General features: G+C 33.9%; 26 protein-coding genes. 9 read left to right on the forward strand and 17 right to left on the reverse strand.

Going from position 1 to position 26,554, the window contains the following annotated elements:
* Positions 1-208 precede the first annotated feature (208 nt).
* The 5 genes from AB671_RS01670 to AB671_RS01690 all read left to right on the forward strand — a co-directional run bounded on the left by AB671_RS01670 (position 209) and on the right by AB671_RS01690 (position 3,864).
* The gene (locus AB671_RS01670; RefSeq protein WP_066678994.1) at positions 209-634 is read left to right on the forward strand and encodes a hypothetical protein; all 426 of its coding nucleotides are present in this window, start codon (positions 209-211) and stop codon (positions 632-634) included.
* 372 nt (positions 635-1,006) lie between these two features.
* On the forward strand, positions 1,007-1,927 hold the full coding sequence (locus AB671_RS01675) for a helix-turn-helix transcriptional regulator (RefSeq protein WP_066678992.1): 921 nt from the start codon (positions 1,007-1,009) through the stop codon (positions 1,925-1,927).
* A 115-nt stretch (positions 1,928-2,042) separates the two neighbouring features.
* A complete protein-coding gene (locus tag AB671_RS01680; protein ID WP_228390947.1) occupies positions 2,043-2,588 on the forward strand; it encodes an energy transducer TonB in 546 nt (181 codons plus the stop codon).
* Between the two features lie 56 nt (positions 2,589-2,644).
* Positions 2,645-3,196: a DUF3575 domain-containing protein gene (locus tag AB671_RS01685; protein WP_066678990.1), complete on the forward strand. Its 552-nt coding sequence runs from the start codon at positions 2,645-2,647 to the stop codon at positions 3,194-3,196.
* A 236-nt stretch (positions 3,197-3,432) separates the two neighbouring features.
* Positions 3,433-3,864: a nucleoside deaminase gene (locus AB671_RS01690; RefSeq protein ID WP_066678987.1), complete on the forward strand. Its 432-nt coding sequence runs from the start codon at positions 3,433-3,435 to the stop codon at positions 3,862-3,864.
* A 59-nt stretch (positions 3,865-3,923) separates the two neighbouring features.
* On the opposite strand, the gene AB671_RS01695 is transcribed toward AB671_RS01690, so the two are convergent.
* Entirely contained in the window at positions 3,924-4,682 is a 759-nt protein-coding gene (locus AB671_RS01695) for a type III pantothenate kinase (RefSeq protein ID WP_066679006.1), read from the reverse strand.
* 230 nt (positions 4,683-4,912) lie between these two features.
* Here AB671_RS01695 and AB671_RS22675 point away from each other — a divergent pair, with 230 nt between their 5' ends.
* Positions 4,913-5,677: a M23 family metallopeptidase gene (locus AB671_RS22675; RefSeq protein WP_317040100.1), complete on the forward strand. Its 765-nt coding sequence runs from the start codon at positions 4,913-4,915 to the stop codon at positions 5,675-5,677.
* 158 nt (positions 5,678-5,835) lie between these two features.
* Here AB671_RS22675 and prfA read toward each other — a convergent pair whose 3' ends face one another.
* Together prfA and AB671_RS01710 are read right to left on the reverse strand one after the other, a co-directional pair.
* The gene (prfA, locus tag AB671_RS01705; protein ID WP_066678985.1) at positions 5,836-6,921 is read right to left on the reverse strand and encodes a peptide chain release factor 1; all 1,086 of its coding nucleotides are present in this window, start codon (positions 6,919-6,921) and stop codon (positions 5,836-5,838) included.
* Between the two features lie 104 nt (positions 6,922-7,025).
* Positions 7,026-7,790 carry a hypothetical protein gene (locus AB671_RS01710; RefSeq protein WP_066678979.1) on the reverse strand — a complete coding sequence of 255 codons (765 nt, stop codon included), beginning with the start codon at positions 7,788-7,790 and terminating at the stop codon, positions 7,026-7,028.
* 62 nt (positions 7,791-7,852) lie between these two features.
* On the opposite strand from AB671_RS01710, the gene AB671_RS01715 reads away from it, so the two are divergent.
* On the forward strand, positions 7,853-8,848 hold the full coding sequence (locus AB671_RS01715; RefSeq protein ID WP_066678977.1) for a hypothetical protein: 996 nt from the start codon (positions 7,853-7,855) through the stop codon (positions 8,846-8,848).
* Positions 8,849-8,919: 71 nt separating this feature from the next.
* On the opposite strand, the gene AB671_RS01720 is transcribed toward AB671_RS01715, so the two are convergent.
* The 14 genes from AB671_RS01720 to AB671_RS01785 all read right to left on the reverse strand — a co-directional run bounded on the left by AB671_RS01720 (position 8,920) and on the right by AB671_RS01785 (position 24,385).
* The gene (locus tag AB671_RS01720) at positions 8,920-11,040 is read right to left on the reverse strand and encodes a tetratricopeptide repeat protein (protein WP_066678975.1); all 2,121 of its coding nucleotides are present in this window, start codon (positions 11,038-11,040) and stop codon (positions 8,920-8,922) included.
* Between the two features lies 1 nt (position 11,041).
* Positions 11,042-11,566 carry an LptE family protein gene (locus AB671_RS01725; protein ID WP_066678969.1) on the reverse strand — a complete coding sequence of 175 codons (525 nt, stop codon included), beginning with the start codon at positions 11,564-11,566 and terminating at the stop codon, positions 11,042-11,044.
* 17 nt (positions 11,567-11,583) lie between these two features.
* Positions 11,584-12,291: a hypothetical protein gene (locus AB671_RS01730; RefSeq protein WP_066678967.1), complete on the reverse strand. Its 708-nt coding sequence runs from the start codon at positions 12,289-12,291 to the stop codon at positions 11,584-11,586.
* Positions 12,292-12,309: 18 nt separating this feature from the next.
* Positions 12,310-13,602 carry a sigma-54 interaction domain-containing protein gene (locus AB671_RS01735; RefSeq protein ID WP_066678965.1) on the reverse strand — a complete coding sequence of 431 codons (1,293 nt, stop codon included), beginning with the start codon at positions 13,600-13,602 and terminating at the stop codon, positions 12,310-12,312.
* A gap of 83 nt (positions 13,603-13,685) precedes the next feature.
* A complete protein-coding gene (locus tag AB671_RS01740; RefSeq protein WP_066678963.1) occupies positions 13,686-14,117 on the reverse strand; it encodes a hypothetical protein in 432 nt (143 codons plus the stop codon).
* Positions 14,101-15,144: a YhcG family protein gene (locus AB671_RS01745; protein WP_066678962.1), complete on the reverse strand. Its 1,044-nt coding sequence runs from the start codon at positions 15,142-15,144 to the stop codon at positions 14,101-14,103. The genes AB671_RS01740 and AB671_RS01745 overlap by 17 nt, the downstream gene beginning before the upstream one ends.
* A gap of 126 nt (positions 15,145-15,270) precedes the next feature.
* Positions 15,271-16,710, reverse strand: coding sequence for a tRNA (N6-isopentenyl adenosine(37)-C2)-methylthiotransferase MiaB (miaB, locus tag AB671_RS01750; RefSeq protein WP_066678961.1), 1,440 nt, complete (start codon positions 16,708-16,710; stop codon positions 15,271-15,273).
* Between the two features lie 130 nt (positions 16,711-16,840).
* On the reverse strand, positions 16,841-17,569 hold the full coding sequence (locus AB671_RS01755) for a hypothetical protein (protein ID WP_066678959.1): 729 nt from the start codon (positions 17,567-17,569) through the stop codon (positions 16,841-16,843).
* Positions 17,570-17,746: 177 nt separating this feature from the next.
* The gene (locus AB671_RS01760; RefSeq protein WP_157444104.1) at positions 17,747-18,085 is read right to left on the reverse strand and encodes a hypothetical protein; all 339 of its coding nucleotides are present in this window, start codon (positions 18,083-18,085) and stop codon (positions 17,747-17,749) included.
* 3 nt (positions 18,086-18,088) lie between these two features.
* Positions 18,089-18,571: a hypothetical protein gene (locus AB671_RS01765; protein ID WP_066678953.1), complete on the reverse strand. Its 483-nt coding sequence runs from the start codon at positions 18,569-18,571 to the stop codon at positions 18,089-18,091.
* Between the two features lie 65 nt (positions 18,572-18,636).
* A complete protein-coding gene (locus tag AB671_RS01770; protein WP_066678952.1) occupies positions 18,637-19,872 on the reverse strand; it encodes an MFS transporter in 1,236 nt (411 codons plus the stop codon).
* A gap of 179 nt (positions 19,873-20,051) precedes the next feature.
* Complete coding sequence (gene lysA / locus AB671_RS01775; RefSeq protein WP_185114095.1) at positions 20,052-21,251, reverse strand: diaminopimelate decarboxylase; 1,200 nt, start codon at positions 21,249-21,251, stop codon at positions 20,052-20,054.
* A gap of 258 nt (positions 21,252-21,509) precedes the next feature.
* Complete coding sequence (locus tag AB671_RS01780; RefSeq protein ID WP_066678951.1) at positions 21,510-22,733, reverse strand: PolC-type DNA polymerase III; 1,224 nt, start codon at positions 22,731-22,733, stop codon at positions 21,510-21,512.
* Positions 22,734-22,858: 125 nt separating this feature from the next.
* Positions 22,859-24,385, reverse strand: coding sequence for a helicase HerA-like domain-containing protein (locus AB671_RS01785; RefSeq protein WP_066678947.1), 1,527 nt, complete (start codon positions 24,383-24,385; stop codon positions 22,859-22,861).
* A gap of 384 nt (positions 24,386-24,769) precedes the next feature.
* On the opposite strand from AB671_RS01785, the gene AB671_RS01790 reads away from it, so the two are divergent.
* A complete protein-coding gene (locus AB671_RS01790) occupies positions 24,770-26,179 on the forward strand; it encodes an MBL fold metallo-hydrolase (RefSeq protein WP_066678945.1) in 1,410 nt (469 codons plus the stop codon).
* Positions 26,180-26,548 (forward strand): rhodanese-like domain-containing protein, encoded by a 369-nt coding sequence (locus AB671_RS01795; protein WP_066678944.1) that lies wholly within the window; start codon positions 26,180-26,182, stop codon positions 26,546-26,548.
* Positions 26,549-26,554 lie beyond the last annotated feature (6 nt).

Below are 26,554 nucleotides of genomic sequence, written 5' to 3' on the forward strand. Positions count from 1 at the left end.
AAAGGACTTTTGGATGATATTGTGGTTTTTAGAATGTTTGATTTATAGGATCACTGACCACACGAAAGGATTCGTGCGGCAGCGAGGGACACTATTAAAGATAAAAAAGGAAATGACAGGAAAAATCCTAATAAAGGATTTCTTAAATCTCCTATTTCTCGAAGTCACTTTATTAAGAATTATTACGGTTATATAAAAGTAAAATAATATGAAAAAAAAGTTTATAATAATTTTAGCAATAATTAGTTGCTATATTTATATTGCCTATAGAAATCAAGAAAATAAACATGAAAAAATCATTTGTGATTGTAGATTGAAGGGAATATATATCACGAAAGACTTTGCAACATTTAGTTTAAATAAAGAAAAAACTGATGTTATTTTTGCCGGAAAAAAAATAGAATATGAGAAAAAATCTTATGGCAAAGGATTTATATTATCTATAGAAATGTTATTTAATAAATCTATAAAAGACACTCTTTTTATAAAAGATAATAGCAAAACTATTAAAATATACGATTTTGATGTAGACACACTAATTATAAATAAGAAACAAGGAATTATATGTGACTTAAAAGAATTAACTGTAAATGGTAAAAAACAATCTGCAAAAAATTTAATTATCTTAGATTAAGTAATTAATATACCACATTACCTTCTGCTGCCGCATTCTATGATAAAAACCAAATAAAATTTGTTAAAACTATTATGCAAATTTGTAGGTATTTACAAAAGCTTCGTTTCTGGCAATGACAGAGAATGCTCTACTTATAATTTTACACTTTACATTATTTATAATCAGGAGGGAATGTTTTCCTTCCTGTTTTTTTCTCTCATAGTAAGTGCATAAAATGTTGTCTCCACTTCCAAACGATTCTATCGTGTGGCTTTTTTAATTACAACCAACCATTAAAAAACAAATTCCAAAAACTTTTAAAGAAAAAAATAAAACACGACACCATTTGTCGCAGTAACCGCATATATTTGTTTTAGAAAATGATACGAAATGAAAAAAGATTTTTACCTTACGAGATATGCCTTGATCATTAAGAAATTAGAGAGCGCTCCAGCGACGTATTCGCAGATGGAAGATTATCTTCTGAATTCTTTCGAATTTCAGGATGCGGGAATTAAGAGCTATTCTATTCGTACTTTGCAACGGGATATTCGTGAGATATCCAATCTTTTTAATCTATCTATTCACAACAAAAAGAAAGGTGATAATCGGTATTATATCGAAAGTCGTCCGATGATGGAAGTCGATGAGTACAACCAAAAACTATTAGAATCTTTTCAGGTAAGCAATGCATTAAATAATTATCCCGATTTTGCTAATTTTATCTTTTTTGAAAGCAGAAAACCTACTGGAGTTGAGCATTTTTATGATCTTTTCTTTGCCATCAGAAACAAAAGAATTGTTTTGTTTGAGCACTACAATTACAAAAACAAACTGATGACCTCAAGAAAAGTTCATCCTTTAGCGTTGAAAGAATCTAAAGACCGATGGTATCTCATTGCGATTGATACCAAAGACAAAACGTTGAAATCTTTCGGTTTAGACAGAATTAATTATCTGGATATTACTCCACAAAAATTCAGGGAAAAATATAAGTATAACTTTAGAGAACATTTCAAAAATGCTTTTGGCGTGATGAATCTTACCGAACAAAATCCACAGAAAATTGTGCTGAAATGCAGCCGCCATCAGGGAGAATACATTCGAAGCTTTGCGCTCCATCAATCTCAAAAAGAAGTTAAAGAAACCCCAACTGATATTTATTTTGAGTTTTTCCTCCACCCTACTTACGATTTTATGCAGGAAATTTTATCGTACGGAAAAGAAGTAAGAGTTTTAGAACCTATCAATTTAGTTGAAGATATCAAAAAACATTTACAAGAATCGCTAAACAGTTATTTGAAAGAGTAGAATTTCACATCTTTTTGAGTACATTTACATAAATAATCATGTATTGAAAGCTTTATCTCTTCTTTTTATACTTCTCTCAACATTTTGTTTTTCTCAGCAAACCGAGGATTTCAAAATGGTGAAGAATTATTATAATCAGCACAGAACAATGCTGAATACTGAGTTTAAGAAAAAGTTTGATGCCGAGCAGAATCCTTTATACAAAACAGCTGTTAAGAATGACTTTCTTTTTTTTATGAAAAAGATGGACAGTATCGAAAATGTAGCCCTTATCGCAGCTTTGCTTAAGGTAAAAAATCTTGAAGATTTAAAAAAAATTAAATCTAAAACAGTTCTCATCCCTCAACAGGATTTCCCAAGTTCGATTGAAAAAACGGCAGATTATCCCGGCGGAATAAATGCTTTACGAAAAGAAGTTGCACAGCTTTTTTATGGAGACGGAGTGTTTTCTGAAACAGGAAACTTGAAAACCAACGTTGCATTTATTGTAGAAAAAGACGGAACCATTAGCAATGTAAAAGCCGAAGGTGATAATTTTACATTCAACCGACAGGCAGAAATTGCGTTGTACTCTGTTTCTGAAAAATTTTCTCCAGCTTCTCATAACGGAGACCCAGTTAGATACCGCTTCAGACTGCCTTTAGCACTCAATTTTGACTAGCCTGTAATTTTATCACCATATATGGTTTTATTATTTATCTTTGGCAAAAAAACTAAATGAATAAAATTCTACTTGGATTATCTTTAATTCTCGGAACCTTTGCAGCTCAGGCACAGGAAAATACAGAAAAGCAAAGAAAAAACGATATCCTCGCCGATCCTATTTTATTGATCGCACTACCGTTAGCCAACGTTTCTTACGAAAGATTAATTTCTGAAAACAAAGGGATTGGGGTGAATGCAATGATTACATTGAGCGACGAAGTAGACGACTTCAAACAAATTTCACCTTACTTCAGATACTATTTCGGAAAAAAATATGCTTCAGGGTTTTTCTTTGAAGGCTTTATTCCGATTACCATGCAAAAAGATGAGTACTACAATAACTACTACGACAGCCCAACAAATACTTATTATTATAATTATGGGGGTGCAAAAAACATTACCACTGTAGGAGTAGGTTTTGGAGTTGGAGGAAAATGGGTCATCAAAGACAGATTGGTGATAGAAGCAAGTGGGGGTATCGCAAGAAGATTTGGAGATTTCGATACTTACGACATCGGTCCTGTTACAGGAAAAGTGATGGGCGGAATTGGGTATAGATTCTAAATCCCCTCAAAAAAGCAAAAAATTTAAAGCTTATTTTTTACCGCAAAAGAATCAATAGAAATGATTGAAAAAAAGTAATGCAAAAGTTTTCAAAATGTAAAATTCTTATTTACTTTTTTGTTTTGTTAGCTTTTGAATTACTTATTACACTATAAAAAACTTTTGTGTCTTTTGCGGTTAAAAAAAAGCCACGTACAATATTGAAAAGCTTAGTTTTGCACTAAGCTTTTATTTTTATGTTTACAGACGAATATTTTATGAGAATGGCTTTTCAGGAAGCTCAGATTGCATTAGAAAAAGATGAGGTTCCCATCGGATGTATCATCGTTTCCAACAATCGCGTTATTTCAAGAGCTCATAATCTTACCGAAACATTAAACGATGTGACGGCGCATGCCGAAATGCAGGCAATCACTTCTGCAGCCAATTATTTGGGCGGAAAATATTTGATCAACTGTACGTTGTATGTGACATTAGAACCTTGTGTGATGTGTTCCGGAGCACTTTCCTGGTCACAGATCTCAAAAGTAGTGATTGGTGCAAGAGACGAGCAACGTGGTTTTATCAATAAAAACCTAAGTCTTCATCCTAAAACAGAAATAGTTTCAGGAATTATGGAAAACGAATGTTCTACGATTGTGAAAGAGTTTTTTAAATCAAAAAGATAAGGTCAAGGCTAAGGTTGAAGTTGATAAATTATTTCTTTAAACCTTAGCCTCAACCTCAGTTATAAATCTTTTCCAAGGAAATAAAGTCCTTTCAAGGTGTGAAGTCGGTCTGCAATATGAATTTTTTCCGTTAAAGGTTTGTAAACATGAGAAACTCCGCCCGTTGCTATCACAAAACAATCATCATTCACCTCATTGTTTATTCTGTCAATAAAACCTTCCACCATTCCCAGGAAGCCGTACACCATTCCGCTTTGCATACAAGTAATCGTATCTAATCCTAAAACAGATTTCGGTTTTACCAGTTCAATTTCGGGAAGCTGAGCAGTTTGACTGATCAAAGAATTTAAAGAAGTTACAATTCCGGGAGCGATAATTACGCCTAAACATTCGCCATTTTCGGCAACACAACTTGCAGTAAGTGCTGTCCCAAAATCTAAAACGATCTTTTTTCTTCCGGGATACATATTGTGTGCTGCAACGAGATTCGCATAAATATCGGTTCCCATCTGTTTTGACTTTGCTACGACTTCTGAAGGAGTCGTTCTATCAACCATTACAGGAGCGATCCCGTGAATTTTTCTGATTGCAGAAGTAATTTCTCTCGTTAATTGCGGTACTACAGAACCTATAATTACTTTCTTAATATCTTTGGGATTAATTTTATAAGTTTGATACAAAATCAACATCTGCCCATGCAGTTCGTCTGCAGTACGGTAAGGTTTTGTATTAATAATCCATGAAATATCACAGTTATCATCATCAAAAAGACCAAATCTGATATTGCTGTTTCCAACATTGATTACGATAGAATTCATTGACATATTTTTCAGCCGGAAACTCATCCCATTTTTTTAATGAAGACGAATATCCATATTAATTTTTCAGAGGTAAAAATAATACTTTTCATTAAAATAAGCTTTTAAAATCAATGAAAATGGTCTATACTTGTAATGGATTTGTTTTAAACCAAACACTTATGAAAAATATTTTCTCCTTTTTTCTAATAATTCAATGTCTTTTTGTATTGGCTCAGAAAAACATAAAAATGTACCACGAAAAAAATGGAGATTCAATTACTTATTACGCAGATAATCTTGAGGTCTACCCTGTTTCATTCGTCTTTAAAGGTCAACCGGAAGTAAATAATATGAAAAAGCCGGAAGTTTTTAAAACAACACAAGTAATTCCGGCAAAAACGACAAAAATGAGAGTCGCTTATTTTGTGGTAAATGATAATCAGAAAGGTTGGGGCGTAAAGAAAATGCCTGGTTATAATAGCTATATAGGAGATATCACTATTAAAAATTACAATAAAAACTACACCTACGACTTACCATTTGGCAAAGGAAAAGCCTTCTGGATACATCAAGGCTATAATGGAACATTCTCACATCAGAACGAAAATTCTCTAGATTTCATCATGCCGGAAGGAACTGAAATTTTGGCAGCAAGAGAAGGTTTAATTATCGATGTGGTACAAAACAATAATCAAGGTTGCCCTACCAGAAACTGTGCTCCTTATGGAAATTACGTTTCTATTTTGCATTCTGATGGTACGATTGCGCAATATTATCATCTACAGCAAAACGGAGCGCAGGTAAAGATTGGCGACAGCGTAACAAAAGGTCAACTCATCGCTCTAAGCGGAAATACGGGTTGGAGCAGTGGTCCGCATTTACATTTCGTCACTTACTTGCCAAGTGCAACAGGAGACAAGAACAGAATTACTGTAAAAACTCTTTTTAAAACCGGATACGGAGATAAACTTGAATATTTGGAAGAGAGAAAATCGTATTCGAGGGCGTATTAAATTTCTTTTTTACTCAAACAGGTTTGTTTAGATCTAAAATGTTAATAGGATTTTATCCTATCCTTTAATAGGCTGTCCCTTCGGGACTCTTCAGAGATTATTAAACCAAAAAAGCTTCCGATTACTCAGAAGCTTTGTATATAATAAAGAGAAATAATTTAGTAATTATCTTCTTCGCCTTTCATTTTTTCGGCGTTTTCTGCCATGATTACGGCATCAATCATTTCAGAGATATCACCATTCATATAGGCATCAAGGTTATACATTGATTTACCAATTCTGTGATCGGTCACCCTTCCTTGAGGATAGTTATAAGTTTTGATCTTTGCAGAACGGTCACCTGTAGAAACCATCGATTTACGCTGTGCCGCAATATCTCCCACCGCTTTTTGAACTTCGATATCGTATAATTTAGTTCTCAACATTTCCATTGCCAACTCACGGTTTGCCAACTGAGAACGGGCTTGCTGACAAACAACTACCATACCTGAAGGTTTGTGCGTCAACTGCACTTTAGTTTCAACCTTGTTTACGTTTTGTCCACCCGCTCCACCAGAACGTGAGGTCTGCATCTCTATATCTGCAGGATTTAATTCAAAATCAATCTCTTCCGCTTCCGGTAAAACGGCAACGGTAATCGCAGAAGTGTGTACTCTACCTTGAGATTCTGTCTCAGGAACCCTTTGTACACGGTGAACACCAGATTCAAATTTCATGATCCCGTAAACACCATCTCCTTCAATTCTTAGAATTAATTCTTTATATCCTTTTGCTGCTTCACTAGAGTCAGTAATCTCGTGCTTCCAGCCTCTGGTTTTAAAATACATAGCATAAGCTCTGTAGACATCTTCTACGAAAATTGCAGCCTCGTCTCCACCGGTTCCGGCACGAAGTTCTACAATAACGTTTTTATCATCTGCAGGATCTTTGGGAATTAAAAGAACTTTAAGTTCTTCTTCAAACGCAGGGATCTTTTCTAAAGCTTCATATTTTTCGATTTTTGCTAATTCTACAAAATCTTTATCAGAACCATCTGCAATGATTTCATCAGACTCTTCAATGGTATCTAAAGCCCCTTTATATTGATCGTAAACTTTTACAATTTTTCCCAAATCACTATATTCTTTGTTTAAAGAAGAATATCTTTTCTGGTCTGAAATGACATCAGGCTGAATAATAAGGTCGGCAACCTCATTATATCTTTGCTTTATCGCTTCTAATTTTGGAATTAATGATTTAGACATATTAAAAATTTAGTTTGCAAAGATACGGAATTGACAACGAAGAACAAAAGCTCATTTTCATGAGCTTTTATTTATTTTAAACTAAAAAGAGTTCTTGCATAGCCTTATTGATCAAATTCCATTTGTTTACTGGTTTTTTCTCTGTCTTCTTTTATATCTTCTTTACCAGACTCTATATCTTTTAGATTCCGTACTACAAAATATTGAGGGCTCATCAAAGCATATAACTTGAATAAGGTAGCAGGAATCACTTTTGTTTTATAAGTAAGGGTGTTGAAGGCAGGAGAACCTCCTGAAGACCTTGTCTCAATGGTTTTCGGAAAATCCTGATTCAAACCAAAGTCCCAATCTTTTACAATAAACTTGGCAGGTTTATGATATTTCATGTAATTTCCTTTCCCATCGAGCCTTTTATTCATATCAAGTGCTTTTTTCAAACGTGCATCAGAAACTTCTTCTAAAGAATCTGTTTTAGAATAATAAAGCATACTGTCTATTACCACAAAATGATTTCCTGCAGTAAAATCAATATTAGCATTAAGCCCAGACACATTTTCAACATCCATCCCGTAAGGTTGGCTCATGACCACAAAATCTTCATTGCTAAGATTTAAAATTCCACCTTTACTTGATATTACCTGAGTAAACTCTTTTCCGTTATTAAGCTTAAAGGTGTGACTTCCTTCTGTGATGGTAATCGTTGTGCTTGTAGAATCTTCTGAAAGCTTAAATGTAAATTTATCATCTACTTTTAATGTGCCTTTTTGAGTTTCGGGGTCATAACTTACATCCACTGCAACCGAAGCTTTATGGCAGGAAATCATCGTTATAAGTAAAATAAGTAACTGAAGAGTAGTTTTGAATTTCATAGGTTATTTTTTTATAAACATAACCAAAAATTTTTATATTGCAACACTAATAACATTGAACCATGAGTATTGTTTTCGGACACAACAACTTTGTCATTAAAAGATTATCACCAAAAGAACTGGGATTAGAAAATAATCCCGAGATGAAAAATGCAGAGATACAGCTTATTCAGAAATATGCACATCTTTATTTTATTCCGGTTTTCCCGATGGGGCAAGAGTGGATTTTAAGAAAAGACGGTAAATCGTATCATCTTATCAATGATTTGCAACACAAACTTCTTTACCACTATCCTTCACGAGTTCATGTGGGTGCTTTTGCACTGCCTCTAATTTTAATTCTGGGATTTTTTGGTTATTTTACTTATGAAAAAATAGCCAATTACCAATCTGAAAAAAGGTACATCGCCGAGATGGAAAACAAAGGTGTATTATTAACCCAACAGCTGGATTCTATAGACAATAAAAACAGTGTGATTATGTCTTTTGAAAATGAAAATTATGGTGAAGACAATTACGCCGTTTTAAAAAGAGAAGGAAACAAATTTTTATTACAAAAAGTAAATAAAGGAATGATGATAAATATCCCTCATTCTATCAGCTATTACCTTTCTTCTAAAGATGAAGAAAATACCAATGACAGCATTTGGGTAGCCAAACAGGAAATTAAAAACAGTATTGCACTAAAAGAACCTTTTTCAAAAAAACTGATCAATACCTTGGGGAAAAAATTAATGCTTTCTAATGTTTATATCATTAAAGATGCTTATTTCAAAGAAGATACACCGGATGAGGCAAAAAGTTCTTTATACACCGAGTATGTAAATTATGGTAAAAATTCTGTGATTGACAGCCTTGTTCCTTCCAACAAATCAGAAGACTGGAAACTTTCAAAAACAAAAGCAGTTAACTTCAAGGATAGATTTGCTATAAAAACGGATAGCAGAAACTCCGCTGTTCTTTATTATCATACTATTCCGGATAATATTAAACACAGCGTAAAAATTGCAAATCAAACAATTGAAAATAAAGAAGACCAATATTCTTACAATTATTAAAAGCAAAAAGCTCATTTTCATGAGCTTTTTGCTTTTTTGATTCGAATTGGCAGCAAAATTTTGCCTTCATTCTAATTTTTCCCTCTGCTATCTTTGATCTCCTGAATTTTATTTTCAAAATGTTCTTTTCGCTGAGGATGTTTATTAATCAATACCTGAAATGCTTTAATGGCCTTCGTGTATAATTTCTGCTCAATGTAAAGTGTAGCTAAAGTTTCGGTCATCAGGTGAGAAATATCGTCTGTTTTTTCTTTAACCACGAAATTTACTTCATCTTTTAACTGGCTTATTTTAGGATTGTTTTCTATGAAAGATTCAATCACTTTATTTTTAGTCTCTATTTTAACCTTTTCAATGTCATCTGTTCTGTCGATTTTCAGCCAGCTTTGCCAAGTATTGATAAAACCAGGAACATTACTATCCAAAACAGATTGGGTTTCAGATTCCAAAGGTAATTCTTCTACTTTTTCTTTTGGTTGTTCTTCTTCCTTTTGTATAGCTAAGCTTGAAATATCTGCTCCAAAGAACGAAACATTCATCACGGGAGCTTCTTCTTTTTCATGAGAACTTGTGATCTCTTGTTCTAAACTTTCAACTTCGCTTATACTTTCCTCTACCCTATTTTCGATTACAGTTTCTGATTTTTCTTCTTCTGAAATAATTTCCTCCGAAACTTCTTTTACTGCTTCAATCTTTTCTTCCGGTTCAGGTTTTATTTCGATTTTTTTGCTGAATGAATCTGGCGCATGAGACTCAAAATTCATTGGTTTCCATGCTGTTTTTTCTTCATTTTCTACTTCAGAAACAGAAGTTTGATTTTCTTCGGCTGAAAGATTATCGTTAATTTCCTGAGCAATTTCTACCTTTTCAACCTCTTTAGTTTCATTTGAAGTTTCAACAACAAAATCCTGCGTGTCTGCAAAACTTATTTCTCCTCCAATTTCTTCTTCCGGTTCGTTGATTTTTGTTTCCGGCTCTTGCTTATTAGCTTTCATCTTTTTCTCAACTTCTTCAATCAAACGTCGCATTTCATCTTCATGCTTATTCACCGTAGATTTTGGAGTTTCTTGCTGATGTACTTGCTCTGAAACATTAGCCTCTACTTTAACTTCCGGCAAGAAAGAATCTGTTCCGTGGAAGCTTAGTTGAGATTCGTCATTTACATCTTCAGCAACTTCTTTAGAATCTATTTCACCCTCATTGATAATCATTTCCGGGTTTAAAACTTCCGTTACAATTTCTTCTGTATCTGTGTTTTCTGCCAAATTCACATCTTCAACAGATTTTTCTTTCTGAATTTCTGTTTCAGATTCAAAAGATTCTGTTTCAGCAAAACTCACATCTGCTTCATCAATAATATCTTCCTCAGTTTTCTCAGTTTCTACTGCATCATCATTGATGGTTACTTCAGGTTCTAATACTTCTGTACTATTTTCTGCTTCAATATTTTCTGTCGCCTCTTCTTCTACAGATTCTTCACGCTGAACTTCTGCTTCAGGTTTAAAAGATTCTATTTCAACAGAGCTAACCTCTGATTTTTTACTGATTTTTTCAGGCTCAATAATCTCTTCTTGAGGAATAATTTCAGTAGAAACTTCTGCCGAAGAGGTATCATTTATATTTTCATCCTCTTCAACAATACGTTTAATTGGAAAAGAAGATTTTTGAGTAACAATGACTCCAGATTCCAGTGTAGACTCTAAATCGATGATTTCGGAATGGTTTTCATCTAAGAAGTTTTCTTCACCTTCAAATAAAATTCTGTTGCGCTCACCATTTACAACAACATGCTTAATTTCAGTTTTGGGTGCTGCCAAAGATTCTGAAATAGCTTTGTAATCATGCTTCGGGAACGTTTTTTTCTCTTTAACCCACCAAAAAGGTTCTTTGGTAGCCTTTGTTTTATTTTCAACAATAATCGGAGCTTCTTTTTCTGCCGTTTCAATTTTTGTCGGCAAAATTTTTCCGTTAATCAACTGATACAAAATTTTCTTATCGGTGGTATAAGCAGCAGTAGTTGATAATTCTTTCTGATAATTTTCTTTATCAAAAAGATGAACGCCATACAGATGCAAAGCACGAATATTTTGAATATAAGGGAAAGAAATTATTTCTTCCTTCAAAAGATGTAAATCTTCTGACTGTATATTTTTCGGATTTTTTAATAATTCTAAAACTCTAGCATTCATCATATTACCAGTTCGCTACAATGTCGTTAAATATTTTATTGATAATTCTATCAGTAGCCAGTTTTACCTGAGACGTTTCTATCTGACTTTGAGAAAGATTACTGTTGAACACTGCTTCATCAGAGAAATTTTTATCAAAACTCAATTCAGGATGCAGTTTATTTTCATAACGAACCTTCACTGTAATGGTCAGCTTATTCTGTGATTCCTGAATCGTTCCACCTGCACTCGTCTGCTGCGTGGTAGAGCTGATCGTGGTTGGAGAAATTGAATAATCTGTAATTTCACCTTCAATCAAAATATCCGGATTTTGCTTCGTTCCTTTTAAAGTGGTACGCTGCAAAAACCTATTTTGAATATCTGTAGAAAACTGCTGTGCTAAAGTAGGGTTTACCAGCGCTGCATTATTGGGAAACTCATTGATCTGTACCGTTTTCTCGTCTGTAAGAGAAGAACCCGTAAATGAGTAACAAGAATTCAAAAATCCGACAGATATGATTAAAAGGAAAAGATTTTTCAGCTGATTCATTTTAAATAATTTTGATCTTAATATTTTTCTTTAATACCGATTTCGGTAATTTCGTCGTATTCAATTTGTTGAATAGCATCTTCAAATGCAAAATAATTAGCAGCATACATAAATGGTAATGTTAGGAAAAGCCCGATTCCGCAAGCTAAAATCCCAAGCTGTGATAAAATTCCAATTACAAATGAAAATAGGAAAATATTGATAAGATTTCCTTTGGTCATTACTTTTGAGATATTCCAAGCTGTTTTTATATCTGTAATTCCTTTAAAACTAATTAATGCAGGAATGTAAAAACCCTTTAAAGCAAAATATAAAATGGCTGCGAACATCAAAAACATATAAGGGAACATTAAGAGAGGCCCCATTACACTTGGCTCATCGCTACCATAAGACGCCGCTCCTCCTAATATCATAATAAATATCATCGGAATATAAAGAACCATCATTCCACCAATAATGATAAGCTGAAGAATAAGATACGGCATAAAATCTTTGAAATCAAAAATTTCCCCTGCACTTGCTGGCTGATTTTTAGAAAGTTTTCTAAGATATTTATAGTAATTACCAACTGCCAAAACCCCAAAAAGAGGGATAATTGTCATGATAAGACATACTAAAAAGCCTACGAAAACTCCTCCAAAGTCTTTTTTCAAAAGCTCAAAGCCTTTATTGATGTACTCGCCAAATTTAAAATTGATAGGTTTGGGTGATAAATTTACATTCATGATTTAATGTGTTATGGTTTATTCTTCTAAATTATATTGTTTTATTTTCCTGTATAATGTTCTCTGTGAAATTCCCAGCTCATCTGCCGCTCTATTTCTTCTTCCGTTATGTTTTTCTAATGCTTTTACGATTAGATCTTTCTCATTATTCTGAAGAGATAAAGATTCCGGTCTGTTTTCTTCCACCTCAATATCTTCAAAATCTTCGTAAGTATCGTCAGAATTTGAGATAATTGTAGGATTCTGAACATTCTGATTACTCGTATTGTTATTTTCAAAATACAATAACGAATTGGCATTGGCAGCCTGCTGAGGTTCAGGTGTATAAATTCTGCTAATTAAGTTTTTCTCCTGATTGCTGAGGTCTGCAGTACCGCGGTTTTTAATGAGTTCCGAAGTTAAGGATTTTAAATCATTAATATCATTTCTCATATCGAAGAGAATCTTATACATAATTTCTCTTTCGTTGCCAAAATCGGTCTGTTTTTGAGAATTTGGCTGATTGACCACCATTGGTAAATGCGTATCCATCGGGATGTATTCTGCAAGTTTCGCCACAGTAATATTCCGTTCACGTTCTACTACCGTCATTTGTTCCACTAAATTTCTTAGCTGACGTACGTTTCCGGGAAAAGTATAATTTTCGATGTAATGAACGGCACTTGGGTCTAATTCCAATTCTGGCATTCTGTATTTTTCGGCAAAATCGATTGCAAATTTTCTGAAAAGCAAATGAATATCGCCTTTTCTTTCTCTTAAAGCCGGCATATCAATTTGCACAGTGTTTAGACGGTAATACAAATCTTCACGGAATCTTCCGTCATGAATTGCTTTCATCATATTCACATTGGTTGCGGCAACAATTCTTACATTGGTTTTCTGCACTTGTGAAGAACCTACTTTCATAAATTCACCACTTTCTAAGACTCTCAAAAGACGAACTTGTGTTTGAACAGGCAGTTCTCCTACCTCATCTAAGAAAATTGTTCCCCCATCGGCAACTTCAAAATACCCTTTTCTTGTAGCTGTAGCTCCTGTAAAAGACCCTTTTTCGTGACCAAAAAGCTCGGAATCTATTGTTCCTTCGGGGATTGCACCACAGTTTACGACAATATAAGGCTGATGTTTTCTTTTAGATTCTGAATGAATAATTTTGGGAATAAATTCTTTCCCCACCCCACTTTCTCCGATTACTAAAACGGAAATATCGGTAGGTGCTACTTGAATAGATTTTTCTAAAGCTCGGTTTAAAGCCGGAAAATTTCCGATAATGCCGAAGCGGTTTTTTATATTTTGAAGTTCGTTACTCATGAGTAAAATTTAGATTGTTGATTAAATTTCGTCTACTTTATCATCGTAGATTCTTAATTAGTTGAAATAATTTGATTTAAATTTTAAGCAACCAAATCCAAATAATCTTTGTTTCTAATCTTCGAAACTTTACTTTTAAAATATAAAACCTCAGCAAAGACATTCTCTTTACTTTCTTTTAAAAAATTGATTAAAATCTGACAATGCTTCTCTTTTTCAGAAAATGCTATTACTATTTTAGGATATGAATAGTTTTGACTTTTTTTAATAAAAATATCCCCTAAAATATCCCCTGCATTGTGTTTACCACTTATGCTAAGTTTGCGTCTTGACTTTTCGTTTAAAAAAATATTTTTTAACGCATTGCTGTCTTTAGAGTTTAGAAACTGATTGTAAATTTCATACAGCTGTTTGCAATCTTCACTTCTAATTGTGCCATTACTAATTTGTGCAGAAATATTGCTGCAGATAATTACTAACAATACACTTAGGCAATATTTATGAAATTTTTCCATTGTCTGAGTTTAATATGTTAATAAAATCTTCTTTACTTGGCAAGACGGTAAGATATTTACTTGCAAAAATCTGCTCATTATCTTCCGGTAGTGTATATCGTACTAATGCTTCACTTTTGTCCTGACAAAGGATGATGCCGATGGTTTTGTTTTCGTCTTCGAGACGTTTTTCTCTGTCGAAATAATTCACATACATCTGCATTTGCCCGATATCCTGATGTTTTAGTTCTCCTATTTTTAAATCAATAAGAACAAAGCATTTTAAAATTCTGTTGTAAAAAACCAAATCGATACGAAATTGCTTTTCATCAAAGCTAATTCTTTTTTGCCTTGAAACAAAGGTAAACCCTTGTCCTAATTCCAAAAGAAAATGCTCTAATTTATCAATTAGCTCACTTTCTAAATCATTTTCAGAATAAGTTGATTTTTCGGGCAGTCCAAGAAATTCTAAAATGTACGGATCTTTGATGAGGTCTCTTGGTTTTTCTATAATTTGTCCTTTTTCAGACAATTGAATAATCTCTTCTTTATTTTTACTTAAAGCTAATCTTGTATATAAGGCTGCATCGTATTGTCTTTGCAATTCTCGCAAACTCCAGTTGTTTTTAAAAGATTCAATTTCGTAGAATTTTCTTTCATTGATATCTTTAATGCGCATTAATTTTAGATAATGCGACCAAGATAGTTTGAAATTCACAGACAGTGTCTGTGAAATTGATTTTTTAGATTCGTCATACAGTGTCTGACGAATTGAATAAGACAAATAAAACTGCGTCATCTGTTGTAAATTTGAAGCAGAAAATCCTTTTCCAAACCTTTGCGTCAAACCAATTGACAAATCTTTTAATAATTTTTTTCCGTATTCTGCACGGTTTTCACCGTTTTGCTCTTCTTCTACAATCATTCTACCAATCTCGAAATAAGTAAGAACCATGGTATGATTTACAGCGACAACAACATTTTTTCTGGCATCATCTAGTAATGCAGAAATATTTTGTAGAAGTTGTACGTTTTGTAAATCTTTCATTTTGATTAAAAAAATCTTGTTTTGAAACCTTAATTCGCAGCCCGACCTGAGTGGAGCTCTTTTTTCGAGGAAGAATGACAAGCACAAAAGCGAGAGCGGAAGACGGATAAAGCTGCCCTAAAAAAATTAATCTTTTACCGTTTCCCCTAAAAGTGTGCCTTGCGTGTTGTCAAATACAAAAACGTTCACAAAGTCACCCATTTTCTGACCTTCCTGCATATCGAATACGCAAACAGCATTTTGAGAATTTCTTCCTTTCCACTGCTTTTTATTTTTCCTTGAGATTCCTTCGATTAGAACCTCGTGAACTCTCCCAACATAACCTTCCATTCTTTTTCTTGAAAGCTCGCCCTGCAAAGCAATTACTTCTGCTAAACGTCTCTGTTTAACATCAGCCGGGATATTGTCTTCCATTTTTTTGTGAGCCGGAGTTCCTGGTCTCTCAGAATAAGAGAACATGTAGCCATAATCGAACTCTACTTCTCTCATCAAGCTTAAAGTATCTTGGTGGTCTTCTTCGGTCTCGTTGCAGAAGCCGATAATCATATCTTGTGAAAAAGAAATATCCGGAACAATTTCTTTCGCTTTTCTAATGAGTTCTAAATATTCTTCACGGGTATGTTGTCTGTTCATGGCTTCAAGCATCTTATTGCTTCCACTTTGAACAGGAAGGTGTACATAATTACAGATATTATCATGTTTTGCAATCATTCTGAACACATCCAAACTCATATCCTGAGGGTTGGAAGTCGAGAATCTGATTCTCATTTCAGGAATGGCTTTAGCTACTAAATCAAGCAATTGCACAAAACTTACAGCGGTTGCTTTCTGCATTTCTGATGCTTTTGCAAAATCTTTTTTCGGACCGCCTCCATACCAAAGGTAAGAATCAACGTTTTGACCTAATAAAGTAATTTCTTTATAACCGTTTTCCCAAAGGCTTTTACATTCTTCAATAATCGAATGCGGATCACGACTTCTTTCACGACCTCTGGTAAATGGAACCACGCAAAAAGTACACATATTATCGCAACCTCTTGTAATGGTAACGAAAGCCGTAACGCCATTTCCACCTAAACGAACCGGATTAATATCTGCGTAAGTTTCTTCTTTTGAAAGAATAACATTGATGGCATCTCTTCCGTCTTCGGTTTCTTTTAAAAGATTAGGTAAATCTCTGTAAGCATCGGGGCCAACAACAAGGTCAACTAACTGTTCTTCTTCTAAAAATTTGGTTTTCAGCCTTTCAGCCATACAACCTAGAACCCCAACCGTCATACTTGGGCGTTCTTTTTTCAGATTTTTAAATTGAGCAAGACGCATTCTTACCGTTTGCTCTGCTTTTTCACGAATTGAGCAGGTATTAAGAAGAATCAAATCGGCTTCTTCAACCTTTAATGTTGTATTATAGCCTTGCTCGTTAAGAATTGACGCAACAATCTCAGAATCAGAAAAATTCATCTGACAGCCGTAGCTTTCCAAGAATAATTTCTTAGAGTTGCCATCTTTTTCTGCAATTGCAAAAGCTTCTCCCTGTTTTGTTTCGTCTATATATTTTTCCTGCACGGTTTTTAATATTTGAGACTTGAGATTTGAGGTTTTACACCAAAACTGCTATACAATTTTAGATTTAAAAATCAAATTTCAAATTAAATTAGTTTGCAAAGATACAAAATCTTATGCCAGAATGGCAGAACTATTTTTTCCGAAAATAAGCAGAAAACTTTCCAGGAAAAGCAACCCTTTGTTTAATTGGAATATCAGAATACTGAGCTGGTTTCCATTTCTTTTTAAGACTACTTAAGGCTTTTTTAAAATCAATATTAAAGGCTTCATTTTTTACTTCGGGATAGATTCTGGCATTGATAATCTCACCTTCTCTACTAACGTAAAACTCTAAATTAATATCATCATTCAGTTCATATTTTCTAAAAAGAAACTTGAAATGATTTACAAAATCGCTATCAAAAGCTGTGTATCCACCTGGATATTGTGCTCGAGTAACATTTTTATACGGATTATATCCACTTTCATAACCGCTGATTAAATCTTTAGGATAAATAATAAACTCGGTTACGGCTCCCAATTTATTTCCTTTTACTTCAGCTGGTTTCCAATTTTTAAGATTTTTCAACAAATCCATAGAGATATCATAAGCACATTTATTTTTAGAAATATAATCTGAATCGATATCCTGAACCAATTTTACCGTCTTATCTTGCATAACGATGATTCTCGGTTGATAAATCTCCTTAGAATCACATTCAGGAATTTTATTTTTAATTAAATATTCATTAATTTCTTTATAAAACTGTACAACTCCACCTTCATAAAAACGTTGACCTTTAGGGTATTCGTCTAAAAACTGAGCCTTGAATAAAACTGTATTTAAAAGGAATAGAAAAATATAAAATCGATATCTCATCGTGAAAAAATTTAATAAAAAAAGTCATTACAAAATGCAATGACTAAAATAAATGAATTAATTCATTTACTGGTGTATTTTAACAACAATTAATCGAAAAAATTAATCTCCATAATCAAAATAATCTGAAGTGAAATTTATTCTAATAACTTTTTTTGAAACAACAGGTTTGCCATCCTACATTGCCGGTTTCCATTTTTTCTTAACTCTTTTAATGGCGAAATTCATATCATCGATAAATAATTCGCTGTCTTTTACTTTAGGTAAAACTTTAAGATTGTCGACCTTCCCATCTGTAGTGACGTCGAAAAGAAAAGTAAACTGACCATTCACAGCATATTTTCTCAAATCAATATAGCCATGGATCATTTTTAAAAATTCTTTAGTAAAAACCTCGTCTCCTCCCGGAAATTCGGCTTTTTCTGTTTTGGTGAGATTCTCAGCTTCAACTTTAGATTCTTGAGCAAAGCTTTTAAATCCTATTAATAAAATAAGTACAAAAAAATATTTTTTCATCATTTACATATCGGCAGATAATGATGAGAAGCTCATCTTAAGTTTCATTTCAGATTTTACGGGTTGTCCGTTACACATTGCAGGTTTCCAGTCTTTCTTAATCCTTCTTACTACATACTGCATGTCATCAAAGAAAACATCACTGTTCAAAACTTTAGGATCGCCGACTACGTCAACTACTTTTCCCATTGCATCAATGGTCAGCGTAAATGTAAAATCACCCGTTAAAGTATAAAAATCTGAATTCAAATAGGTGTACATATACTTCTTGAGAATAGCTTTGTAAGCTGCCGCTCCTCCGTCAAAACTAGCTGCCTGAAAATCATTACAACCTTTTACGGCAACCTGCATAAAAGGCTCTTTGATATCTATTTTTAAAAGATTTTTGTTGTTTTCTACGATAAAAGATTCATCTCTGTCTTCAAGATCTTGGGCAAATGCAAAGTTCGCAGCAAACAGCCCGATAAATAACGCTAGTGTTTTCATAAAATATTTTTTAAAAATACATAAAAAATTAGACCAAAAAAAGAGACTATTTTTTTGGTCTAATTTTAATTTGCAATTTTCGCCTTAGTTCCTGTTTCTTTAAGCATTAGCGAAATAATGATGGCTAAAACGATTCCTCCAATCCAGAAAAACAGAGAATTTTGAAAATGAATAGTTGCATCAGACAAACCAAGATTTTTACCAAAAAGATTACTAAACACAGGGCTCAACAATGTGGTCACACCAAAAGTTATAAAATTAATTGCTCCTGTAGAGCTTCCTTTCACGTAATCCGGATTGGTTTCTTTTATCACAGAATACGGGATCATCGCTGCTCCTGAACCAAGACCTAAAATAAACATACTCACTTTTGCAGAATATAGATCTGGCAATACGATCATCTGCAGCAAACTTAAGATCATCAAAACTGCACCGCCCACCAAAACCGGTTTTCTTCGCCCTATTTTATCGGTGATAAAACCGAGCAAAGGACACCCGAAAACCCAACCAAAAGCAACCATTGCGCTTGTTACTGCTGCATCATGAAAAGCAAACTGCTTATCTTTTTGGAAAAAAGCAACCGCCCAAGTCATTGCAAAAATAGTTGTCGGAGCAAAAAGCAATCCCGAAATAATCCCGCAAAGCCAAGATTGAGGATTTCTAAAAACGATTTTATATGGTTCTAAATATCCTAAATGTTTAGGCTCATTATCGGAAGTATTTTCACTTTCCTTTTCTTTAGGAATAACAAAAAACAAACAGAATGCTGTAATAATTGTGGCAATTCCAGACCAAAGCCAAAAAGTATGAACACTTACTCCTGCTTCCATCCAAGGTCCTACAACGAACTGTCCCGCTGTTCCACCCAACATTCCTATACATTGGGTAACCCCAATTGCTGTTGCCAAAGATTTTGATGAAAACCCTTTACTTGCAAGATAAACACATCCCGGAAAGGCAAATGCACATCCTGCTCCCTGCAAAAGTCTTCCGGAAACTCCACCGATCTGAGTGGAAAGTAAAAACAAAAGACAGCCAATTCCCAAAATTAAAGTTCCTACAAAGAGAGACTTTTTCGCACCAAACTTATCTAGAGCAATCCCCGCGATTAAGCTGCAAGTAGAATAAGTGTAGTAATACGTACCTATCATACTGATAAGTTTCAACTCGGTGGTATTGAAATTATCAACCAGTTGAGGGATCATAACCGCAGGAGCAGACCGAATGACGTAGTCTAAAAAATAAAAGACCAATCCGAAAACCCAAGCGATGATATAGAATTTCTTCAGAGAACTACTCATTATAATTATTCTTTATTGTATTTATAGATATATTTGGCCATAATTGCCAAGATTTTTAAATCATTTTATAGAAGATCAAATGTAAGCAATTACTAAGATTCCAAAAGAATCAATGATTGTTTTCTGAGATTTAAATTAAACAAAAAAACTCCACAATTTCTTGTGGAGCTCTATTATTTTTAAATTATTTCGATCTGATTTCTCAAAAGGTCTTCAAACTCATCTCTTTTTCTGATCAAATGAGCTTTTCCATCTAAGAAAAGAACTTCTGCAGGTTTTAATCTTGAATTGAAGTTTGAACTCATTTCAAAACCATAAGCTCCTGCATTGTGGAATGCTAAAATATCGCCTTCTCTTACTTCATTCAGCTTTCTGTCCCAAGCAAAAGTATCTGTTTCACAGATATTTCCTACAACCGTATAAATTCTTTCCGCTCCTTTTGGATTAGATAAATTTTCAATCTGGTGGTAAGAATCGTAAAACATCGGACGAATCAAGTGATTGAATCCAGAATTTACGCCAACAAAAACGGTCGCTGTCGTTTGTTTGATGACATTTGCTTTTACCAATAAATAGCCACTTTTTCCAACTAGAAATTTTCCAGGCTCAAACCAAAGTTCAAATTTCTTTCCGGTAGATTTTGAAAATTCAGAGATTACTCTTTCTACTTTTTTTCCTAAAGTTTTCACATCGGTCTCTTCTTCGCTGTCTTGATAAGGAATTTTGAAACCACTCCCCATATCAAGATATTTCAGATTCGGGAAATGCTCAGACAATTCAAGCATAATATCAAGAGCCTGAAGGAAAACATCAGGATCTTTTATTTCGCTTCCTGTATGCATGTGAAGACCTTCTACATTCAGGTTGGTAGATTTCATCACTCTTTCAATATGACGAACCTGATGAATAGAAATTCCGAATTTAGAATCGATATGACCTGTAGAGATTTTGTAATTTCCGCCAGCAAAAATATGCGGATTGATCCTCACTAAAATAGGATATGTATTCCCATATTTATTCCCGAATTGCTCAAGAATAGAGATATTATCGATATTGATGTGAACACCGAAAGCCATTGCTTCCTCAATCTCAGCCAAATCTACACAGTTGGGCGTAAATAATATTTTTTCTTTTGTGAAACCAGCTTTTAGACCTAATTTCACTTCGTTTATTGAAACACAATCCAAAGAAGCACCTAAGTTCTTGACATATTTCAGAATATTGATGTTTGTCAATGCCTTTGCAGCATAGAAGAACTTTGTGTGTTTTAAAAAAGAGGATGTAAGTTTTTCGTATTGAATTTTAATCGATTCTGCATCGTAAACATACACCGGTGTGCCAAATTCGCTGGCAATCTTTAATAATTCTTTTGAATTCATAATTTCGATTTTACATAAAAAAAGGCAGATTCTTCCGAAAAGAGTCTGCCGCAATAATTATTTTTTATGCAAGGCAACTCCTTAAATATTCCAAACCTTAGAGAACCTTACAGTTCCCTTTTTACCAGTTTTATTTTGTTTAAAATTTTGCATTGCTTTTTTTATTCTTTTGCAAAAGTACTATTTATTTTGCGAAAATATTAATTTGAAAAAAGTTTTCTTCATGACCAAAATACAGATTCATCTAAAAAAGTTCTTTTATTTTGGTAACGGTAACGTCTCAAAATCACCACGAAGTATTGCCAATTGCAAGTCATTGATGAGGTCACTAGTCGGCAAAGGCAAATCTATTTTGAGTTTTGAAATTTTACTCATCGTCTGAATTTGAGTAAACAATTCATAAAAACCATATGACGTAACTTTTCCGTTATCAATAATCAGGAAAAGTTTTTCACCAAGCTTTCTTCCGCTTCCCAGCCAAAGCTCATTTCTTTTTCTGAAATCGATTTTCTTTTTAAAAACATTGATATCCTTAAATTCTTCAATTTTACTGATAAACTGCACCGCTTTTGAGCCCTGTGTAAAGGCCTTAAATTTAAGGATTGGTTTTTCGGTTTTATTTAAAGTATTTTTTTCGACTATATATTTATCATTTCTAAAATACAGTCCGAAAGGCAATGTTTCTCTCTTTTTTATTCCTTTTGAATTTAAGATCAGCTTGGCAATAATATCAGTTCCCGTCAGTTCAAAATTGATTTGCTCAACCTCAGTCTGAATATTTTCCCATTTTTTTGATTTAGAATTAAAAAGTTTCTTCGAAAATTTATTAATATCCTGAACGTAATCTGAAAAAATAATTTTCCCGGCTTCATTCTGGAAATAAACAAACCCTTTTTCGCTTGGTAAATCCTGAGTCAACAACTTGATTTTGTTGATGTAAGTTTTAGCATTTGTTTCCTCATGCTGCTCCTGAATAATATCGTTATTCGTATCTTTTGAAAGCAATAATTTAAACAGCTCTAAAGTTGCCCTTGCATCACCTTCTGCACGATGCGCATTCACCAACGGAATTCCTAATGATTTTACCAGCTTGCCCAAAGAATAACTTACCTCATCCGGAATCAGCTTTTTCGCTAAAGGAATTGTATCTAAAGTATTGATTTTAAAATCATAACCAAGCCTTTGAAACGACTGACGAAGCATTCTATAATCGAAATCGATATTGTGTCCTACCAAAGTTGTCCCTTCGGTAATTTCCACTACTCTTTTGGCTAATTCATGGAATTTTGGAGCAGTTTTTACCATTTTCGGGCTTATATTCGTCAACTTTTGTACAAAGGGAGTAATCTCGCTTTCGGGATTAACGAGCGAAATAAACTGGTCTACAATTTTGTGACCGTCATATTTGAAAATGGCGATATCGATAATGCATTCTTTTCTAAAACCTGCACCATTGCTTTCTATATCTATAATTGAATACATTATAATCTAACTTAATCTTCTATAATCAAAAATCAAACCTTTTGAAATTTTGATTTTACTAAAAGGCAATTCTGCTAAAATAAGGAATTTACTTTAAGAAATCCAAAAACAGACCACTCAAAACACTATCTTTTTCTTCCCCCCAAGCCAAACATTCCCAGAATAGCTTTTGCGCCTTCTCTCATCAAAGTATTAGCGAAAGTTCTTCCTGCACTGCTTTTTAAAACCTGTTCAAACATTCCCGGTTCTTCTTTCACTGGTTTTGTTTTTTGTGTTGGGGCAGAATTTTCAACGGCCTGTTCCATTCTTCTTACTAAAATTTCGTAGGCAGACTCGCTGTCGATTGGCTTTTCATATTTTGAAACCAATGCCGATTTTGATGTTAATTCTGAAACTTCTGCATCATTCAACACATCCATTCTTGATTCTGGTGAAATTAGATAGGTGTGAACAAGCGGTGTTGGAATTCCTTTTTCATCCAAAGCCGTGATAAAAGCTTCACCAATTCCTAAGTTCTGAATCAATTCAGAAGCATTGTAAAATTCTGTCGTAGGATAATTTTCTACCGCTTTAGAAATTTCTTTTTTATCTTTTGCGGTAAAACCTCTCAATGCATGCTGGATTTTTAATCCCAATTGAGAAAGTACACTTTCAGGCACATCACCCGGAATTTGGGTAATAAAATAAATTCCGACCCCTTTAGAACGAATCAGTTTGACCATCGTTTCAATTTGCGAAACCAAAGCTTTTGAAGATTCATCAAAAATTAAATGCGCCTCATCAATGAAGAGAACTAATTTGGGTTTTCCACTGTCACCTTCTTCAGGAAAAGTCATATAAATTTCGGCAAAAAGCGAAAGCATAAATGTTGAAAACAGTTGTGGCTTGTTTTGAATATCGGCAACTCTTAAAATATTGACAACTCCTTTTCCGTCACGTGTTTCCAATAAATCGTGAACATCAAAACTCAGTTCACCAAAGAAATCTGCGGCACCTTGCTGCTCTAAAGCAACAATTGACCTCAACATTGCGCCTAAAGAAGCTGGAGCAATAGAACCGTAATTGGCAGACAATTCTGCTTTACCTTGCGGATTATCGGTTACATATTGCAGAACTTTCTTTAAATCGTTTAAATCAATTAACGGCAAACCTTTGTCATCACAATATTTAAAAACAATCGACATGATACTTTGCTGAGTATCATTCAATTCTAAAATTTTGCTTAACAAAACAGGTCCAAATTCGGTAACCGTGGCACGCAATTTTACGCCTTTGCCACCAGAAATGCTCATCAACTCTACCGGAAATGGTTGTGGATTGTATGGAAGCTGCGTTTTTGCATATCGCTCTTCAATGATAGAATTCATTTGTCCCGCCTCTGCAATTCCCGAAAAATCACCTTTAATATCTAAAACCAAAGACGGAATTCCTGCATGAGAAAGCTGTTCGGCGAAAACCTGAAGTGTTTTTGTTTTTCCAGTTCCGGTAGCTCCGGCAATCAAACCGTGACGATTGATCGTTTTTAAAGGAATCGTAACGTTGACCTCAGTAACTACTTCGCCATCCAACATTCCTTTTCCTAAAATAATATGTTCTCCTTTTGGAGTATATCTTGTAGAAAGTTCTTCGATAAATTTTGTTTTGTCTGCCATTTGATATTTTTAACACCTAAAGATAAAGTTTTTTGTAAAAAGTTTTAATAATCTATTTTACTTTATCACATTCATTTTTACAGTTTGTAATAAAAAAAAATTAAATTAGCGGCTAGAGTAGATTATCAGAAGATAATCTCTTAAAAAAATAATAAGCATATCTGAGTAAATGATTACCCTGAAAGCGAATCTAGAAAAGACAGTTTAAAATTGATAAATATATCTCTGAAAATACCAATGAAATTTTTATAAGATTTTTTATAATTTAGAATAAATAAAACTTTATAGATTTATTCTATTATAACAGATATTTTATTTTAACTCGTATTAAAAAATAAAACCCGATTTTTGTAGATCAAAGAACAAAAAATTCTCAAACAAAAAATGAAAATTGAGCAAATATATACAGGCTGTTTAGCACAAGGTGCATATTATATCGTATCAGAAAATGAAGCAGCGATTATCGACCCGCTGAGAGAAGTAAAACCATATCTTGACCGTCTGGAAAAAGACAATGTCACATTAAAATATATTTTTGAAACTCATTTTCATGCAGATTTTGTTTCAGGCCATTTAGATTTAAGCAAAAACACTAATGCCCCTATCGTTTACGGGCCTACTGCACAACCTGAATTTGAAGCAATCATTGCAGAAGACAATCAGATTTTCGAAATTGGAAATATCAAAATAAAAGCACTCCACACCCCTGGTCACACGATGGAAAGTACGACCTATCTTTTAATTGACGAAAACGGTGTAGAAACTGCCATTTTTACAGGAGACACTTTATTTTTAGGTGATGTAGGACGACCTGACCTTGCTCAGAAAGCAGGAAGTGTGACGCAGGAAGATCTTGCCGGAATTCTATACGAAAGTTTACACAGTAAAATTCTTCCTTTAGATGACAGTATTACAGTCTATCCGGCTCATGGGGCAGGTTCTGCTTGCGGAAAAAATATGCAGAAAGAGACCGTAGATATTTTAGGTAATCAAAAAAGAACAAATTACGCACTGAATCAGCCTGATAAAGAATCATTCATCAGAGAAGTTTTAGATGGATTAACGGCGCCTCCAAAATATTTCGGGATGAATGTTGCGATGAATAAAGGTGGTTACGACAGTTTAGACACGGTGATGGACAGAGGTTTAAACCCTATTTCAGTAGAAGATTTTGAAAGTTTTGCTGAAGAAACCGGAGCTTTGATTTTAGATACAAGAGGACCTGCAGATTTTCATAAAGGATTTATTCCAAATGCTATCAATATCGGTTTAAAAGGTGATTTTGCACCATGGGTAGGAAATCTTATCGTAGATGTAAAACATCCTTTATTATTGGTTGCGGATGAGGGAACTGAAGAAGAAGTCATTACAAGATTAAGCAGAGTTGGTTTTGACAATGTTTTAGGATATTTAAAAGGCGGTTTTGAAGCATGGAAAAACTCAACAAAAGAAACTGACGAAGTAAAAAGAATCTCCCCTGCCGAATTTGCAGAAGCATTTAATGAAAATTCAAAAGTGATAGATGTAAGAAAAATCGGAGAATATTCGGCGGAACATATCGACAACGCTTACAGCAGACCTTTGGATACAATCAGCGACTGGGTTACATCCATTGATGATTCTGAACATTTCTTTTTGCATTGTGCAGGAGGTTACAGAAGCATGATCGCAGCAAGCATCCTTAACTCACACGGAATCAGAAATTTCACAGAAATAGAAGGTGGTTTTAACGGCATCAAAAAAACAGAAAAACTTCCTGTTTCAGATTTTGTATGTCAATCTAAAACATTGTAGATGAAAGTAAAAATAGGTGCGCTAATTCTAATCTCAGTATTTGCGTTAAATAGTTGTAAAACAAAAGCTGTAACAGAATACAGCGTTAAAACTAATATTAAAGAGCTCGTAAAAAGCTCCGACGTTGTTTTGGTTGATGTAAGAATTCCGGAACAATATTCTGAAGCAACAGCGAAAGACGCCGTGAATATTCCTTTGGCTGAACTGCAAAATAATATTGAAAATCTGAAAGGTAAAAAAGTGGTTGTTTTTTGCAACAAAGGCATTCAGGCAGATCAGGCAGTAGAAATTTTGAAGAAAAACGGAGTTGAGGTTTACGATGGTACCACCTGGAAAAACGTAAAAGCTATACAGCAAGAAAAACAGTAAAAACGA

It is taken from the genome of Chryseobacterium sp. BGARF1 (genome assembly GCF_001677955.1).
GTDB lineage: Bacteria > Bacteroidota > Bacteroidia > Flavobacteriales > Weeksellaceae > Chryseobacterium.